This window comes from Marinobacter sp. C1S70, assembly GCF_000475355.1.
GTDB classification, from domain to species: domain Bacteria; phylum Pseudomonadota; class Gammaproteobacteria; order Pseudomonadales; family Oleiphilaceae; genus Marinobacter; species Marinobacter nauticus.
Genome location: NZ_AXBW01000073.1, coordinates 364788 through 380377, shown reverse-complemented (window position 1 = coordinate 380377; position 15590 = coordinate 364788). Strand labels below are relative to the sequence as shown.

Sequence of the window (15590 nt, the reverse complement as noted above, 5' to 3'; positions counted from 1 at the left end):
AAGTGCGAATTGGTTTTTTACGCTTTACACTTGTGACCTGCTAAACGTGTCAAACAGGAATTTTCATGCAACCGGCTAACCTCATGCTATTGGTCATTGCCTTCGTGGTGGTGGCTTATGGTCTTGGATATGCCCGCTCCCGCTCATTGGCCATGCCGATGGGTGGTATCCGGCATCTCAAATCCCTGCCGTTCTATTACGGTGCCCGTGCTGCGCTCTGGTGCGGCATTCCGGCATTGATTGTGCTGGCACTGTGGGCGGCATTTCAGGGTAAAGTCATTCAGTTGCTGGTGATCGGCTCCCTGCCACCAGACCTGGTGCCGGAAGGGGCAGGGCAAGCCAGTCTGCTGCTCAGCAAAATCAGCAACGTGGCCAGTGGCGCCCTGCCTCCGGGCTTTGTCGAGGCTCCGATTGCCGAGGCAGCCGAGCGGTTGCAGGCTTTGCGTGCTCAAAGTCGGCTCTACATGTCGGTTCTGGTTGTTGCCGTTGCGGTGCTGGCCGGCTTTCTGGGCTGGATCCGGATCAGCCCGAAGCTGAATGCCCGGAGCCAGGTTGAAACCACCCTGAAATGGATCTTTTTCGCCTGCGCTGCGCTGGCGATCCTCACCACGGTTGGCATTGTCTTTTCGGTTGCCTTTGAAACCTTCCGTTTCTTCCAGAAGATTTCCTTCTTTGAGTTTTTCTTCGGCACCCAATGGAGCCCCCAGACGGCGTTGCGCGCCGATCAGGTGGCAGCCGAGGGCGCCTTCGGGATGGTTCCCCTGTTTACAGGCACGCTCCTGATCTCTGCCATTGCCATGGTGGTTGCGGTACCGGTAGGGCTTTTATCGGCCATCTATCTGTCTGAGTATGCCAACAAGCGGGTACGGGGTATTTTCAAGCCGCTGCTGGAAATGCTGGCGGGTATTCCGACTGTGGTTTACGGCTTCTTTGCCGCCCTGACGGTGGCGCCGTTTATCAGTGATTTTGCCGCTTCCCTGGGTATCAATGCGTCTTCCCAAAGTGCCCTGGCAGCCGGTGGGGTGATGGGCATCATGATTATTCCTTTCGTTTCCTCTCTTTCCGACGACGTTATCAACGCCGTGCCGCAAACACTCCGGGATGGTTCGCTGGCACTCGGCGCCACCCAGTCCGAGACCATGAAAAAGGTTATCTTTCCTGCGGCGTTGCCCGGGATCATGGGCGGGATACTGCTGGCGGTATCCCGGGCCATTGGTGAAACGATGATTGTGGTGATGGCTGCAGGCCTGGCGGCGAATCTGACCGCTAACCCGCTGGAATCGGTGACCACCGTAACCGTGCAGATTGTCACCCTGCTGACCGGTGACCAGGAATTCGACAGCGCCAAAACTCTGGCCGCCTTCGCCCTGGGTGCGATGCTGTTCCTGGCCACGCTCCTGCTTAACGTTATTGCTCTGAAAATTGTCCGCAAATATCGGGAACAGTATGACTGATCAACGTTCACAGGCGGAACTTGTCCGCCAGTCACTCAAGCGCCGTTACCGCAAGGAGCGCCGCTTCCGTGCCTATGGTATCGCTGCCATCGCCATTGCCCTGTCGGCTCTGGTGATCCTGTTTGCCGATATTATTGGCAAGGGCCATACCGCCTTTATCAAAACCACCGTTACCCTGGAGGTGGATATCGACGGTGAGGCCATGTATCTGGACGACGCGTCCGACGAACGCCAGATGAAAATGGCCGACTTTGTCGAGCCCTTGATCCGCGCCTTGATGAAAGAAATCCCGGAAGCCGGGGAGTCGGACAGGGACGATGTCCGAGATCTGATCAACCCCTATGCCTCCAATCAGCTGCGGGATGCGCTTCGGGAAAACCCGGAGTTGCTTAATACCACCCAGACCATGACCTTCCTGTCCCATACCGATGTGGATGTGTACGTCAAACATGCCGGGGATGAGAACTACTCCATCAAGCTGAACGAGAAGCAGCAGGCGTGGGTAGATACATTGTACGAGCGCGGCGTGGTGGATACCGGTTTCAATGACGTGTTTTTCAGCCGGGGCGATTCCCGGGATCCGTCCCGTGCCGGCATTCTCGGGGCGATTGTTGGCTCTTTGCTGACCATGGTTGTGACTCTGGCGCTGTCGTTCCCGATCGGGGTGGCTGCGGCCATCTATCTGGAGGAGTTCGCGCCCCAGAACAAACTGACCGACTTCATTGAGGTCAACATCAACAACCTGGCGGCGGTACCCTCGATCATCTTCGGTCTGCTGGGTCTGGCCGTGTTCATCAACCTGTTCGGCATGCCGCGTTCGGTGCCAGTGGTGGGTGGTCTGGTACTGACCCTGATGACCCTGCCCACTATCATTATTTCCAGCCGTGCGGCGATCAAGAGTGTGCCGCCTTCCATCCGTGAGGCGGCCGAGGGCATCGGTGCCTCCAAGATGCAGGTGGTGTTGCACCATGTGCTGCCGCTGGCCATGCCTGGCATGCTGACCGGTTCCATCATCGGCATGGCCCAGGCCCTGGGAGAGACTGCGCCCTTGCTGTTGATTGGCATGGTGGCCTTTATCGTGGATGTGCCCGATGGTTTCTTCGATTCCGCCACGGTATTGCCTGTACAGGTGTTCCTGTGGGCCGGCAGCCCGGAGCTTGCCTTTATCGAACGAGCGTCAGCAGCCATCATGGTGCTGCTGACTTTCCTGATTGGAATGAATGCATTGGCCATCTGGCTTCGTAAGCGTCTTGAGCGCCGGTGGTGAGGAGGAGTTATATGAATACCCTGAATACAACGGTAACCAGTGAGGCTGATGTGCCCGAAGAGAAGGCCATTCCGGTGCAGGACGAACGACCGGCAGAGACAGTGATTGAAGAGGGTAAAACGGTCGGAACGCCGTTTGCCGACGATCCCAAGTTCAAGTTGCGCAACGTCGAGGTTTTCTACGGTGAAGACCGGGCCATCAAGAACATCAGCCTGGATATTGCCCGTAACGAGGTGATTGCGTTTATCGGGCCGTCGGGCTGTGGCAAGTCCACCTTCCTGCGTTGCCTGAACCGCATGAACGACAGCATCGACATCTGTCGGGTCAAGGGCTCGCTGCAGCTGGACGAGCAGGACATCTACGATTCCAAGCGGGATGTGGTGGAGTTGCGTGCCCGAGTGGGCATGGTGTTCCAGAAGCCGAACCCGTTTCCCAAGTCGATCTACGATAACGTGGCGTATGGCCCACGCATCCACGGCCTGGCCAATCGCAAGTCCGATCTGGATGACATTGTGGAGAACAGCCTGCGCAAGGCGGGGCTCTGGAACGAAGTAAAAGACCGTCTGGATGCCACCGCCACCGGGATGTCCGGTGGGCAGCAGCAGCGGCTGTGTATTGCCCGCGCGATTGCCGTGAGCCCGGAGGTGGTGTTGATGGACGAACCCTGTTCCGCACTCGACCCGATTGCCACGGCCAAGGTTGAGGAGCTGATTGCGGAGCTGTCCGAGAGCTATACCATTGTCATTGTGACCCACTCCATGCAGCAGGCGGCCCGGGTTTCCCATCGCACCGCCTACTTCCACCTTGGCCACCTGGTGGAAGTGAACGAAACCGACAAAGTATTCACCTCTCCGGAACATGAGCTGACGGAGTCATACATTACCGGCCGTTTCGGCTGATGCATGTTCGGGGATAACGGAGACAGACACTATGCCTAATAAAAAGGATGATGTTTACGGGGATCACATTTCCCACAAGTTCAATGATGAACTGATGGAGCTGAAGACCCAGTTCCTCAAGATGGGTGGAATGGTGGAAACCCAGGTTGAAAGGGCAGTGCAGGCCCTGGTCGATGGCGATAGCCACCTGGCGGAGGAAGTGCGCGCCAACGACAAGAAAGTCGATAAAATGGAAGTGGACCTGGACGAAGAGGCTACCCTGATCATCGCCCGTCGTCAGCCCACTGCCCGGGACCTGCGCCTGGTAATTTCTGTGATCAAGATGGTGGCGGATCTGGAGCGGGTTGGAGACGAAGCCAAGAAGATTGCCAAAATGGCCATCAAGCTGGTGGAGGAAGGTCAGGCACCCCGCGGTTACGTCGAAATCCGTCACATTGGCAACCACGTGCTGACCATGCTGCATGATGCACTGGATGCCTTTGCCCGGCTGGATTCCGAGCAGGCACTGCGGATCATGAAAGAGGACAAGCGGGTGGATGAAGAGTACCAGGCTGCCGCCCGTACCCTGCTGACCTTCATGATGGAAGATACCCGCAATATTTCCCGCTGCATGTCAGTGATGTGGGTGCTTCGTGCCCTGGAAAGGGTGGGGGATCATGCCTGCAACATTGCCGAGAACGTGATCTTCATGGTCAAGGGCGAAGACGTTCGCCATACCCCGATGGAGGAAGCGGAACGGGTGGTTGGCCGCTAATCCCGGGTGGCTGGGAACGGCTGCTTTCGGTGGCCGTTTCCGCTCTTGTCCCTGCCCGCAGTTGCGCTATCATGGCGGGGACAAATTCATTTCTGAGGCCCTATGATTCTCCTTGTCGCATTCGCGATTATCTCCATCGGCTTTTCATTTCTCTGTTCTATTCTCGAAGCAGCCCTGCTGTCTATCACGCCCAGTTACATTGCGTCCCTGAAAAATGATCGGCCGCAACTGTTTGCACGCTTGCGCCGGCTCAAGGATGAAATCGACGATCCGCTTTCCGCGATCCTGACCCTCAATACCATTGCCCATACGGCCGGCGCTACCGGCGTTGGAGCCCAGGTGGCGGTTGTCTTCGGTGAGGTCTGGCTGGGTGCGGCATCAGCGGCGATGACCCTGGCGATCCTGATCTTTTCGGAAATTATCCCGAAAACCATCGGCGCCAAGTACTGGCGTGTGATCGCCCCTTCGCTGCCGGCGGTGCTGGGATTCATGATGAAAGCCCTGCTACCTTTTGTCTGGCTGTCGAAGCAGGTTACGCGCAGGATTGCCCCGGGTGACGGCGATACCGATATTCGCGCCGAAATCAGTGCGCTGGTAGAGATCGGCCGTGATCAGCAGGCTCTGGATGAGGAAGAGCGCCGGATTATCCACAACGTACTTCGTTTCCACGAGATCAAGGTCAGTTCCGTCATGACCCCCCGTACGGTGTGCAAATTTATCGATCCGGACACCACCGTGCCGGAATTCCGGGAAAAGGTGATGAAGTCGCCGTTTTCACGCTACCCGATGATTGATGAAGACGGGGAGACCCTGGGGTACGTGCATCGGGCAGACCTGATCAGCATGAGCGACGATGACGACCTGCAAAGCCGGCTGCGCCAGATCAAACAGGTAAAGGCCAACACCAACATCGAGTTCCTGTTTTCGGAAATGCTGCGGGAGCGCCAGCACATTGCGGTGGTGTACGACGAGCTGGGAACCTGGCTCGGGGTGGTGACTCTGGAGGATATTCTGGAAACCCTGCTGGGTACGGAGATCATGGATGAGACCGATAATGTCTCCAACCTGCGCCGCTATGCCAAACAGCGTTGGAGCCGACGATTGAAGCGGTCGGCCGTGCAGTAATCAAAAAGGGCAGCCTCAGTGCTGCCCTTTGTCATTCTGTGCGACAAGTCTGTGAGAAGGATGCTCAGGCCTGTTTCATCTTGTCGGTGTACGGCGGCCAGCCCAGGGGTTTGCCGGCGAGCAGATGCAGGTGAATGTGGAACACGGTCTGGCCGGAATTCTCACCGCAGTTCATCACTACCCGGTAGCCATCGTCGGCAAAGCCCATGTCTTTGGCCAGCTTTGCCGCCACCCAGTAAAGATGGCCGACCAGCTCACGGTCGTCTTCCCCAATGTCATTGATGGTGGCAATGGCTTTCTTCGGAATGATCAGCAGATGCACCGGGGCCTGTGGATTGATGTCCTTGAAGGCCAGGCTGATGTCGTCTTCGTACACGATGTCGGCGGGAATTTCCCGGTTGATGATCTTGGTGAAGATGGTTTCAGACATAACGGCTCCTTGTGTCGAGTAAATGCGCGTACGCCACTATAGGCCACCCAGGCCGGGCAGGCGATTAACGATTTGTTGAATCGGCGCGGGCAACTGTTCATCCAGGCCCATGGCGTAGCGAGCGACGCGATTGCGTGCGAACGGTAGTACCCGAGCAGCGCCAAGCCCGAGATTGCGGGCCAGGTGCACTGGCGGAATGGCATTGCTGAACAGGTGGTAGAACAGATCCATGGTCAGCATCATCCGCTGGTTGGCGGGCCGGCGGCGATGTTCATAGAGTTTGAGCCAGTGCGCACTGGCCAGGTCTTCGCCCCCGCGCCGGGCTTCTTTCAGCACGCCCTGCAGGCATTGGGCGTCCTGGAAGCCCAGATTGACGCCCTGGCCCGCCAGCGGATTGATGGTGTGGGCGGCGTCGCCTGCCAGCACCACCCGGTTCTGGTAATAGTGCTTGGCATGCTGGCGGGCGATGGGAAAGCTGGCCCTGGCGTCAATGTGGGTCAGCTCCGGTAGTCGTTCGGGGAAATGCTGCTGGATCTCAGCCATCAGTTGCTGTTCGCCCATGGCCTTGAGTTCGTCCAGTCGGGCCGGGTGGTCGTACCACACGAGGGAGGCCCAGCTCTCTCCAGGGTGCTGCTCGCCAGCGCTGTGCAAGGGCAGGAAGGCCCTGGGACCGCTGGGGTAAAAGCCCTGCCAGGTAATGTCTTCCACATTGCCCCGATAGCGCACCGAGATCACCAGGGCCTGCTGTTCGTACTGATCCCGGGTAACACCGATACCCGCTAACTCCCGCACCCGGGACATAGCGCCATCGGCGCCGACCACCAGCTGGGCCTGCAACTGGCTGCCATCATCCAGGGTCACCGTGGCGTACTCTGTGCTCTGGACCAGGTCCCGAACGCTGTGGCCTGTGATCAGGGTGACGTCAGTTTCCGTTTCGGCGGTTTGCCACAGAGCCAGTTGGGTAATGCTGTTCTCAACGATATGGCCAAGATGCGGCGCGCCCAGGCTGTTGGCGTCGAATTCCACCTCGGTCAGGCTTCGGGGCACCAGTCGTTTGAGCGGATTTGGTGTCTCGTCCCAGACCGCCAGGCGGCAATATGGGGTAGCGCGCATGGCCAGTATTCGTGGCCAGGCACCCAGGCTGGCCAGATAGCGTTCGCTGCCGGCGCTGAGGGCGGATACCCGGATATCCGGGTGGCTGTCTGGCTGATAGGGGGCGGGGGAAGCCTGGTCGATCAGGGCCACGCGGATGCCCTGCTGGCCCAGCCCGGTGGCAAGTGCGGCGCCGACCATGCCGGCGCCTACGATGATGGTGTCAAAGGTCTGTGTCATATCCGGTTCCTGTCTGCTGGCCTCAGTTTACGCGATGCCGTGCTGCAGACAAGCGACCGGGGTCAATCCCGGGTGGATCAGTAGCCGGCCATGGAGGTAGCCGGTGTCTCCTCCCGATTGCCGGAGCGGCGGGGGTTGCGGACCAGCCAGGCCGGTTTGCGGGCGCCCGGACGGGTGAAGCCCTGGTTGATAACCATGGGTTGTACCAGGCTCAGGAAGTCCCGGGTGTTCATGTGAATGGATTCGCTGTGGCTGCCGGCGGCAAAGGCCAGTTCCGGTTGCTCGGTTAAAGCCTCGGCGCAGTAAACGCTCATGCCAAAGAGGTTGCCAAACGGCGGCATGGCGCCCACTTCGCAATCGGGGAAGCGATCCTGAAAGGCTTGTTCGTCGGCCAGGTCGACAAAATCGGTGTCCAGAATCTTGCTCAGTCTGTCCCAGCGAATACGCCAGGTGGCCGGCATCACCAGCATGGCCATTTTGCCATCGAGTTCGATAATGACGGTTTTGACTACCCGATCTCCGGCGATCTTGACGTGATGGGCAAGTTCCTGGGCGGTAAAGGCTGGGGGGTGAGAGAGGCACATGTAGTCCACACCTGCCTCATCCAGAAATGTTTTCAGCTGCTTTGCCGGCATGTTCACAACCTCCTGACAGCATCGACAGTGTTGTGGAGCCATCCGCCTTTCCCGGGCCGGGCCCCGATGGCAGGCGGGGTTTTTACCCCGCCTTGTCGTCAGCTTAGTTCAGGATACGCACTTTGCGAGTTACCGGATGTTTCCATGTGAAATGGTTCCGTTTAATCAGCCTTGTACATGTGCACGTCCCGTTGCGGGAAAGGAATCGAAATGCCCTCGGCGTCGAAGGCCTTTTTCACCCGCTCCTGCATATCCCAGTAGAACGGCCACAGATCGGCGCCCTTGGTCCAGGCGCGCACCGTCAGGTCTACCGAGCTTTCGCCGAGGGCGCCAACAACGATCAGCGGCGCCGGGTCTTTCAGGGCGCGCTCATCCTCTTCGATCAGGCGTTTGCAGATGGCCTTGGCCTTGTCGATGTCATCGCCATAGCCAATGCCGAAGCTCATGTCGCAGCGGCGGGTTTCGTAGGCGCTCAGGTTGGTCAGGCTGGCGTTGGAAAGCTGGCCGTTGGGGATCACGATCCGGCGATTGTCGAAGGTGTCGACAATGGTGTAGAGGATGGTGATTTCCCGCACCGAGCCCAGAAAGCCCTGGGCATCAATAACATCGCCGACCTTGAAGGGTTTAAAGATAAGGATCAGCACGCCACCGGCAAAGTTGGCCAGGCTGCCCTGCAAGGCCAGGCCCACCGCCAGGCCGGCGGCACCGATGATGGCGACAAACGAAGTGGTAGCGATGCCCACCATGGAGGCGACGGAGATCAGCAGCAGAATCTTCAGAATGGCGCTGATCAGGCCACAGAGAAACTTGTTCAGGGTCGGATCTTTTTTGCCAAGGCGGTTGTCCAGCACCCTGACGAACCGGTTGATCAGCCAGAGGCCGATAATCAGCGTAACAATCGCCAGCAGAACCTTTGGGGCATAAGCCATGATCAGGGCAATGGCCTGATCCGCCCATTCAGAGGCCTGCCCGTTAGCACCGAATAACTCTTCCATAGGGAAAAACTCCTTGATCGTTAATATTTTCTGAGTGAGTTCTTATCGACAAATGACGTGGTTCAGCGGGATTTGTCTGAACCAACTATATAGCAGAGAAAGCTGTACACGGCATTACTGCCAACGCCCAGGATTACGTGCTGGTGCGGGATCTGGCCCACTCGGTGATGACTTCGGGGCCGCCCCGTACCAGTATTTCGCCCTGTTTCTGGGTAAGCTGGTAGTCGTACATGGGGTCGTAGTAGTCGGTCAGCAGGGCCTCAATCCAGCCATGATGCCCTTCCAGGGAGCCATTGGCTTCCTGTTGATCCAGAGCCTGCAGCATCAGGTTACGGAGTTTCTGGTAACGCTCGCCGCCCAGGCGTTTGCGAATGCGGTCGATGGCGCTCAACAGGTAGTCCCGGAAATTCAGCCAGCCGGCGTCTTCACCGTCCCTGGCCCGGTAACTGGCCAGCATGCCTTCAACGTAGTCGGCCCGGATGATGGCAATACGCTCTTCCATGGCCTGTTCCAGAATCAGCAGGGGTGATTCAGACATCCGGGCCCGAAGGGTTTCCGGCAGGGCGCAGCGGCCAATCAGGCGGCTTTCGTCTTCAAGGTAGATTGGCCCTCCCGCTTGGTGCCTGGCCTTGAGCATGGCCACCCCCAGCCGGTTCTCGAAGTCGATCTGGGAGGGTTGGGGAGTTACCTGCCGGCCAAAGCTGGAGCCCCGGTGATTCGCCAGGCCCTCCAGATCGACCGGATTGGGCAGTTGCATCAGTACCCGGGTCTTGCCAGTACCGGTGCGGCCGCTGAGAATCCGGAACTGACCTGATTCGATCTGTGCTTCCAGGCTGTCAATGAGGAAGCGACGCAGGGCCTTGTAGCCGCCTTTCACCAGCGGGTAGTCGATGCCGGAGTCCCTGATCCACTGCTGGGTCAGGCGCGAGCGCAATCCGCCCCGGAAACAGAACAGATACCCCTCCGGGTGTTGTGCCACAAAGCGCTTCCAGGCTTCAATTCGCTGGGCCTTGATGTCGCCGGAGACCAACTGGTGCCCCAGTTCAATGGCCTTGTCCTGGCCCTTTTCCTTATAACAGATGCCCACCCGGTGCCGTTCTTCGTCGTTCATCAGCGGGGCGTTTTCTGCAGACGGGAAGCTACCTTTGGCAAATTCCACCGGCGCCCGGACGTCCATCAGCGGCACATCGTTCAGGAACAGGTTGAGGTAGTCGTCGGTATCGGGTCTGCTGGCCATATCAACGGATCACTGTGATTCAGGGTGAGGCGGCAGTATACCGAACCGGCGATATCCCGGCATCCCGGACAAGGGTACAATCCCACGTCCTTTCAGCACTGGCGAGGGAAAATTATGAGCCCGGATGTTCTCAATCGGCATCTTCAGAAAACACTGAGTCGAGGTCGGGTGGCGGTTTCGGCGCCTGCGGGCTGCCCGGATATCCAGCTGTATCTGTTTGACCCGGGGGTGCTGGATGGACCGTTGAGCCATGATGAAGCCCAGGCTGTGGTGGCCGAACCGGCGTACTGGTCGTTCTGCTGGGCCAGCGGGCAGGTGCTGGCCCGGTGGATTCTGCAGCATCCGTACGTGGTGGCTGGCAAGACCGTGCTGGATTTTGGCTCCGGTTCAGGGGTAGTGGCTGTCGCCTCCGCACTGGCCGGTGCTGCCCGGTCCATAGCCTGCGACATCGACGCGGCAGCGCTGGATGCCGCGGCCGCCAATGCCCGCCTGAACAATGTGGAGATTGATCTGTGTGACGACTGGGCAAACCGGCCCGGGAGCGTCGATCTGATTACCGCTGCGGATGTTCTGTACGACCCTGAAAATCGCCCGTTACTGGCGGCCTTCGAAGCAGCCTCGACCCAAGTGCTGCTGGCGGATTCGCGAGTGAAGGATCTTGGTCATTCCGGTTATGTGCAGCAGGCTGTGATCGAAGCCAGAACCTGGCCGGATCTGAATGAGTTTGAGGAATTCAACAAGGTGAGGATCTATCTGGCCGGCGGTGACTGAATTTTTCTGACCAGAAAAAACAAAGGGCAGCCATCAAGCTGCCCTTGAACAGGTACTGAACCGCCGTCCGGGGCAGTTCAGATTCGGAACAGGTTGGCGCCTCCGTGCGCGATGGGCAACCGCCGTGTTGCCATTCCTTGCTGCCGTTCCCTGGTGCCAGCATCCGAGCCGGCGATCCGATTCGTTATCCCTTAAGCGAAGCGTCCCTGTGTCCCTGCTTCTCCCCGCAGTCCGTGCCGGGGTGCATCCAGTGCGTCGTCCTTTCCCTGTCATCCTTGACGGTGTTCATATTACCAATGCCAGCTTTACAAACGTGTGAACTATGCACGCAGAACGCGTTGCCGAACTCGTCAAGCATGGGAAAGTTGTTACAAATCATTCATGTAGATTTTGGTTTGTAACTGGAGTTACAGACTGCGTACGAGATGTCACAGGGAGTTCCTACAGGCATGTAGGAAATGTCTCACAAGGATTCGGGCGATTTTCGCAAATCCGTTTCTTGAGCCAGTCGAAGTCCCGGCCAAGGCAGCAGGCCAAGCCCGATGCCAACGGCATCCGCTGTCAGATCTGCGAGGGAGAAATCCCGGTACGGCAGGTTGGCTTGCACCACCTCCAGTATCAGGCCGAAAACCAGCAAGGCGGGGGCAAACCAAAGCACAGAAAGCCGTGGCCATGCCAGGCGGGTCACCAGGGTGAGCTCCAGAAAGGCAATCAGATGATTGATCTTGTCATTGGGCGCCGCAGGGATGGGGTAACTGTTACTGGTGGTTGCCAGGTAAAGGATGGCTGCAATGGAAACAAACAGCGCTGCCTGCCATAGCCGTCGCATGGCCAGAATGGAGACGATAATGGAACGGATGCGGGGCATAGTGGAATCCGAGAGTCCTCGCGGGCTGTGGGAATGGTTCCGACATGATATGCTTTGCGCCCCGTTATTGTCATGGCAGCGGAGGAACACCAGTAATGCTCAAGGGTAACTTTTTTCGTGGACTGGGCTATCTGGGGGAAGGCTTCGGGCTGATTCGCCAGCCGGGCCTCCGGTTGTTTGTTGTCATCCCGCTGATCATCAACATCCTGCTTTTCGGTCTGCTGTTCTATTTTCTGGCCGAACTGTTCACCGCCATGATCGCTGCGGCCATGGCCTGGTTGCCGGACTGGGCCTGGTTGCAGGCACTCGATTGGCTTTTCTGGCTGCTGTACGGCGTGGTGATTCTGCTGATGCTGGCCTATGGCTTCGTGATCGTGGCCAACCTGATCGGCTCTCCCTTCTATGGTTACCTGGCGGAACTCACCGAGAAACAGCTGACCGGCCAGGAGGTATCTACTGACGATAGCTGGTCCGCCATTATCAAGGACATTCCCCGTGCGCTCTGGCGGGAGGTTCAGAAGATTGCCTATTACCTGCCCAGGGCTTTGGGCTTGTTCATTATTGGCCTGATTCCCGTGGTCAACCTGGTGGCCGCTGTGCTCTGGTTTCTGTTCAACAGCTGGATGATGGCGCTGCAATATGTGGATTATCCGGCCGACAACCACAAGGTCAGTTTTCCGGCTCTGCGCAAGCTGTTGGGAGATACCCGGCTGTCGGCTCTCGGGTTCGGCCTGCCGGTCGCCCTGGCGGCGATGGTGCCGGTGCTCAACCTGTTTGTGGTGCCAGCGGCGGTGTGTGGTGCAACGGCCTATTGGGTTCGGGAAAACGGTTCAAACACTCAGTAATCAGTCATCGGAGGTTTCTTGGAAACATCGGAATTTGTCATCGGCCAGCGTTGGGTCAGCCACAGCGATACTGCCCTGGGTCTGGGTATCGTAACGGACATCTCGGGGCGCAGAGTCACCCTGGGGTTCCCCGCTGCCGATGAAGAGCGCACCTATGCCATCGATAATGCGCCCTTGTCACGGATCGTGTATCAACAGGGCGAGGAAATAGAGACCTTTGACGGTGAGCGCTATACCGTGCGCGCAGTGGAAGATCTCGATGGCGTTCTGGTGTATCACGCCGATGACGGTGAGAATATTCAGCCGATTTCCGAGGTTAAGCTGGCGGGCTCTGTGAATTTTTCCGCGCCTCATCAGCGCCTCTTTGCCGGCCAGTTTGATCGCAACGGTGCCTTCCGGCTTCGAGTCGCCACCCTTCAGCACATGGACCGTCTGCGGGCGTCGCCGGCCCAGGGGCTGATTGGGGCACGCACCCAGCACCTGCCGCACCAGCTTTATATTGCCCACGAAGTGGCACGCCGGCATGCTCCCAGGGTTCTGCTGGCCGATGAGGTCGGTCTGGGTAAAACCATTGAGGCAGGTCTGATTCTTCATTATCAGCTGCAGACCGGTCGAGCCCGCCGGGCGCTGATTGTGGTGCCCGATTCACTGATCCACCAGTGGCTGGTGGAAATGCTGCGGCGTTTCAATCTGCGCTTTTCCATTATTGATCAGGCCCGGTACGACGACCTCAAGGCCGAAGAAGATGATGTCGACGCTCTGGTTAACCATATTTTTGGTGATGACGATGCGGTTAACCCGTTTGAATCTGACCAGCTAGTGCTGTGTAGCCTCGACTTCCTGGTGCGCAGCGAGAAGGCCCGCAAAGACGCAGTGGCGGCGGGCTGGGATCTGATGGTGGTGGACGAAGCTCATCACCTGGCCTGGTCGCCGGAACAGTCCAGCCCGGAATACGATGTGGTTGAGCAGTTGTCCGGTGCCAGCCAGGGCCTGCTGCTGCTGACCGCAACACCGGAACAGATCGGCGTGGCCAGCCACTTTGCCCGCCTGCGCTTGCTCGACCCGGCCCGGTTCCACAATCTGGAGACCTTCCGGGAAGAAGAACAGCACTATGAAGTGATCAATCAGGTGGTCCGGCGCCTGCAGCAGGCGCCGGATACTATCTCAAAAGACGATCGGCAGGCCCTGGCCGGTTGGCTGGGAGATGAGCTGGACGAATTGCTGGCCCGGAATGATGCCCACCAGGCGGTGATTGATGCGTTGCTGGATCGTCACGGCACCGGGCGAGTGTTGTTCCGGAATACCCGGGCCGCCATTCAGGGCTTCCCGGAGCGACAGCCGTTACCGGAACCCCTGCCGTGCCCGGACCTGTATGAACACCATCAATACGGTGTCACCGGGCTGGCGCCCGAGCAGTCAGTGGATGAAGAAGACTGGCTGGCTCAGGATCCCCGGGTGAGCTGGCTGGAGAAGAAACTGGCCAGCCTGCGCCCGGCCAAGGTGGTGGTGATCTGTGCCAAAGCCAGCACGGCCATGGCACTTGAGCATTATCTGCAGTTACGGGCCGGTATTCGCAGTGCAGCCTTCCACGAACACCTTAGTCTGATTGAGCGCGACCGGGCCGCGGCCTATTTTGCCGATACGGAGCAGGGGGCACAGGCGCTGATCTGTTCGGAAATCGGCAGCGAGGGGCGCAACTTCCAGTTTGCCCACCATCTGGTGCTGTTTGATCTGCCGGCTAATCCGGATCTGCTGGAACAGCGCATTGGTCGCCTGGATCGGATCGGCCAGACCGAAGCGATCCGTATTCACATACCCTATCTTCAGGGCACCAGTCAGGAGGTACAGTACCGCTGGTTCCAGGAAGGGCTGAATGCGTTTGCCGAGAGCTGCGCCGTGGGTGTTGCTGTTCAGGAACATGTTCAGGGCCAGTGGCAGCAGGCCCTGGACGGAGACGAAAGCCAGTTGGAGCCACTGGTGGCGGCCAGTGCGTCTGAGACGGCGCGTCTGAAAGACATATTGCACAACGGCCGGGATGCGCTGATTGAACTGAACTCCTGTCGTGTTGATGAGGCTGAGGCTTTGATCGCCGGGATCGAGGAAGAGGAGAACGCCGCTGAAGTTCGGGACTACATGATTCAGGCTTTCGATATCCTCGGCGTCGACCTGGAAGACCACAGTGAGCATGCGGATATCCTGAAGCCGGGCGAGCAGTTCCAGGCCGGCCTGGTGGCGGAGCTTCCGGAAGACGGGCTGACCGTTACCTGGGATCGTCAGCAGGCGTTGCAGCGCGAAGATATGGCGTTCATGAGCTGGGAGCACCCGATGGTTACCGGGGTGATGGATTCGGTGAATAGTTCCGGTCTGGGCAAGGCTGCCCTGGCCAATCTCTCGGTCAAGGCTCTGCCCCCGGGGACGCTCCTGCTGGAAGCCGTATTCGCGGTGCATTGTCCGGCGCCCGAATCGCTGCAGTTGACTCGGTATCTGCCCGTTTCGCCCCTGCGCCTGGTGGTGGATGTGAATGGCCGGGATCTGTCCAAGGCTCTGCCCCATGAAAGGCTGAATGAGCTTTGTTCCAATATCCGTCGACGCACGGCCCAGGCCATCGTGCCGAAAATCCGGGCCGAGGTGGAAACCATGGTCGACCACGTCGAGACACTGGCGGAGCCGCATCTGTCACCGCTTCGCGAACAGGCGCTGGCGAGGGTAGAAGACAGCTTCATGCCGGAGATTCGGCGTCTGGAAGCACTGCAGAAAGTGAACCCGGCCATCCGCAACGAAGAAATCGACTTCCTGCGCACCCAGCTGGATGCCGCCCGCAGTGCTGTAGAGCATGCGTCCCTGGCCCTGGAAGGTATCCGTGTGATTGTCACATCGTAATGGTGCTAACCGACTGAACACTGGTCATTATCTGGCGAACAGACATCTGTTAGGGTAAGTTGAACGTAACGAAGTGTAGTCAAAGGGCTCCGGCACTG

The 15590-nt window shown here is 58.6% G+C and carries 14 protein-coding genes; 8 read left to right on the top strand and 6 right to left on the bottom strand.

The window, feature by feature from the left end; genetic code table 11:
* The first annotated feature begins 65 nt into the window (after nt 1–65).
* The 5 genes from pstC to Q669_RS17135 all read left to right on the top strand — a co-directional run bounded on the left by pstC (nt 66) and on the right by Q669_RS17135 (nt 5499).
* The gene (gene pstC / locus Q669_RS17155) at nt 66–1454 is read left to right on the top strand and encodes a phosphate ABC transporter permease subunit PstC (RefSeq protein ID WP_011787035.1); all 1389 of its coding nucleotides are present in this window, start codon (nt 66–68) and stop codon (nt 1452–1454) included.
* Nucleotides 1447–2721 carry a phosphate ABC transporter permease PstA gene (gene pstA / locus Q669_RS17150; protein WP_011787034.1) on the top strand — a complete coding sequence of 425 codons (1275 nt, stop codon included), beginning with the start codon at nt 1447–1449 and terminating at the stop codon, nt 2719–2721. Before pstC ends, pstA begins: the two co-directional genes overlap by 8 nt.
* Nucleotides 2722–2732: 11 nt before the next feature.
* Nucleotides 2733–3620, top strand: a complete 888-nt coding sequence (pstB, locus tag Q669_RS17145) for a phosphate ABC transporter ATP-binding protein PstB (RefSeq protein WP_011787033.1) — start codon at nt 2733–2735, stop codon at nt 3618–3620.
* A 31-nt stretch (nt 3621–3651) separates the two neighbouring features.
* The gene (gene phoU, locus Q669_RS17140) at nt 3652–4374 is read left to right on the top strand and encodes a phosphate signaling complex protein PhoU (RefSeq protein WP_011787032.1); all 723 of its coding nucleotides are present in this window, start codon (nt 3652–3654) and stop codon (nt 4372–4374) included.
* Nucleotides 4375–4476: 102 nt separating this feature from the next.
* Nucleotides 4477–5499, top strand: a complete 1023-nt coding sequence (locus Q669_RS17135; RefSeq protein ID WP_011787031.1) for a CNNM domain-containing protein — start codon at nt 4477–4479, stop codon at nt 5497–5499.
* A 64-nt stretch (nt 5500–5563) separates the two neighbouring features.
* Here the strand turns inward: Q669_RS17135 and Q669_RS17130 are convergent, their stop codons facing one another.
* The 5 genes from Q669_RS17130 to mnmH all read right to left on the bottom strand — a co-directional run bounded on the left by Q669_RS17130 (nt 5564) and on the right by mnmH (nt 10128).
* Nucleotides 5564–5929, bottom strand: coding sequence for a histidine triad nucleotide-binding protein (locus tag Q669_RS17130; protein ID WP_011787030.1), 366 nt, complete (start codon nt 5927–5929; stop codon nt 5564–5566).
* A 36-nt stretch (nt 5930–5965) separates the two neighbouring features.
* A complete protein-coding gene (locus Q669_RS17125; protein WP_011787029.1) occupies nt 5966–7261 on the bottom strand; it encodes an FAD-dependent monooxygenase in 1296 nt (431 codons plus the stop codon).
* A gap of 77 nt (nt 7262–7338) precedes the next feature.
* Nucleotides 7339–7896: an aminoacyl-tRNA deacylase gene (locus Q669_RS17120; RefSeq protein ID WP_014422884.1), complete on the bottom strand. Its 558-nt coding sequence runs from the start codon at nt 7894–7896 to the stop codon at nt 7339–7341.
* 161 nt (nt 7897–8057) lie between these two features.
* Nucleotides 8058–8891: a mechanosensitive ion channel family protein gene (locus Q669_RS17115; protein WP_011787027.1), complete on the bottom strand. Its 834-nt coding sequence runs from the start codon at nt 8889–8891 to the stop codon at nt 8058–8060.
* Between the two features lie 133 nt (nt 8892–9024).
* Nucleotides 9025–10128, bottom strand: coding sequence for a tRNA 2-selenouridine(34) synthase MnmH (mnmH, locus tag Q669_RS17110; RefSeq protein WP_011787026.1), 1104 nt, complete (start codon nt 10126–10128; stop codon nt 9025–9027).
* Nucleotides 10129–10242: 114 nt separating this feature from the next.
* Here mnmH and Q669_RS17105 point away from each other — a divergent pair, with 114 nt between their 5' ends.
* Nucleotides 10243–10899, top strand: coding sequence for a 50S ribosomal protein L11 methyltransferase (locus Q669_RS17105; RefSeq protein WP_011787025.1), 657 nt, complete (start codon nt 10243–10245; stop codon nt 10897–10899).
* Between the two features lie 463 nt (nt 10900–11362).
* Here Q669_RS17105 and Q669_RS17100 read toward each other — a convergent pair whose 3' ends face one another.
* The gene (locus tag Q669_RS17100) at nt 11363–11767 is read right to left on the bottom strand and encodes a teicoplanin resistance protein VanZ (protein WP_011787024.1); all 405 of its coding nucleotides are present in this window, start codon (nt 11765–11767) and stop codon (nt 11363–11365) included.
* A 95-nt stretch (nt 11768–11862) separates the two neighbouring features.
* Here Q669_RS17100 and cysZ point away from each other — a divergent pair, with 95 nt between their 5' ends.
* Nucleotides 11863–12612: a sulfate transporter CysZ gene (gene cysZ, locus Q669_RS17095; RefSeq protein ID WP_011787023.1), complete on the top strand. Its 750-nt coding sequence runs from the start codon at nt 11863–11865 to the stop codon at nt 12610–12612.
* 18 nt (nt 12613–12630) lie between these two features.
* Complete coding sequence (gene rapA / locus Q669_RS17090; protein WP_011787022.1) at nt 12631–15492, top strand: RNA polymerase-associated protein RapA; 2862 nt, start codon at nt 12631–12633, stop codon at nt 15490–15492.
* Nucleotides 15493–15590 lie beyond the last annotated feature (98 nt).

What these genes read in the sequence shown, in the direction of transcription:
- Q669_RS17105 (WP_011787025.1), top strand. Translation starts at nt 10,243, where the DNA reads ATGAGCCCGGATGTTCTCAATCGGCATCTTCAGAAAACACTGAGTCGA.
- phoU (WP_011787032.1), top strand. Translation starts at nt 3,652, where the DNA reads ATGCCTAATAAAAAGGATGATGTTTACGGGGATCACATTTCCCACAAG.
- cysZ (WP_011787023.1), top strand. Translation starts at nt 11,863, where the DNA reads ATGCTCAAGGGTAACTTTTTTCGTGGACTGGGCTATCTGGGGGAAGGC.
- Q669_RS17100 (WP_011787024.1), bottom strand. Translation starts at nt 11,767, where the DNA reads ATGCCCCGCATCCGTTCCATTATCGTCTCCATTCTGGCCATGCGACGG.
- Q669_RS17130 (WP_011787030.1), bottom strand. Translation starts at nt 5,929, where the DNA reads ATGTCTGAAACCATCTTCACCAAGATCATCAACCGGGAAATTCCCGCC.
- Q669_RS17135 (WP_011787031.1), top strand. Translation starts at nt 4,477, where the DNA reads ATGATTCTCCTTGTCGCATTCGCGATTATCTCCATCGGCTTTTCATTT.
- pstC (WP_011787035.1), top strand. Translation starts at nt 66, where the DNA reads ATGCAACCGGCTAACCTCATGCTATTGGTCATTGCCTTCGTGGTGGTG.
- pstB (WP_011787033.1), top strand. Translation starts at nt 2,733, where the DNA reads ATGAATACCCTGAATACAACGGTAACCAGTGAGGCTGATGTGCCCGAA.
- Q669_RS17120 (WP_014422884.1), bottom strand. Translation starts at nt 7,896, where the DNA reads ATGCCGGCAAAGCAGCTGAAAACATTTCTGGATGAGGCAGGTGTGGAC.
- Q669_RS17115 (WP_011787027.1), bottom strand. Translation starts at nt 8,891, where the DNA reads ATGGAAGAGTTATTCGGTGCTAACGGGCAGGCCTCTGAATGGGCGGAT.
- Q669_RS17125 (WP_011787029.1), bottom strand. Translation starts at nt 7,261, where the DNA reads ATGACACAGACCTTTGACACCATCATCGTAGGCGCCGGCATGGTCGGC.
- pstA (WP_011787034.1), top strand. Translation starts at nt 1,447, where the DNA reads ATGACTGATCAACGTTCACAGGCGGAACTTGTCCGCCAGTCACTCAAG.
- mnmH (WP_011787026.1), bottom strand. Translation starts at nt 10,128, where the DNA reads ATGGCCAGCAGACCCGATACCGACGACTACCTCAACCTGTTCCTGAAC.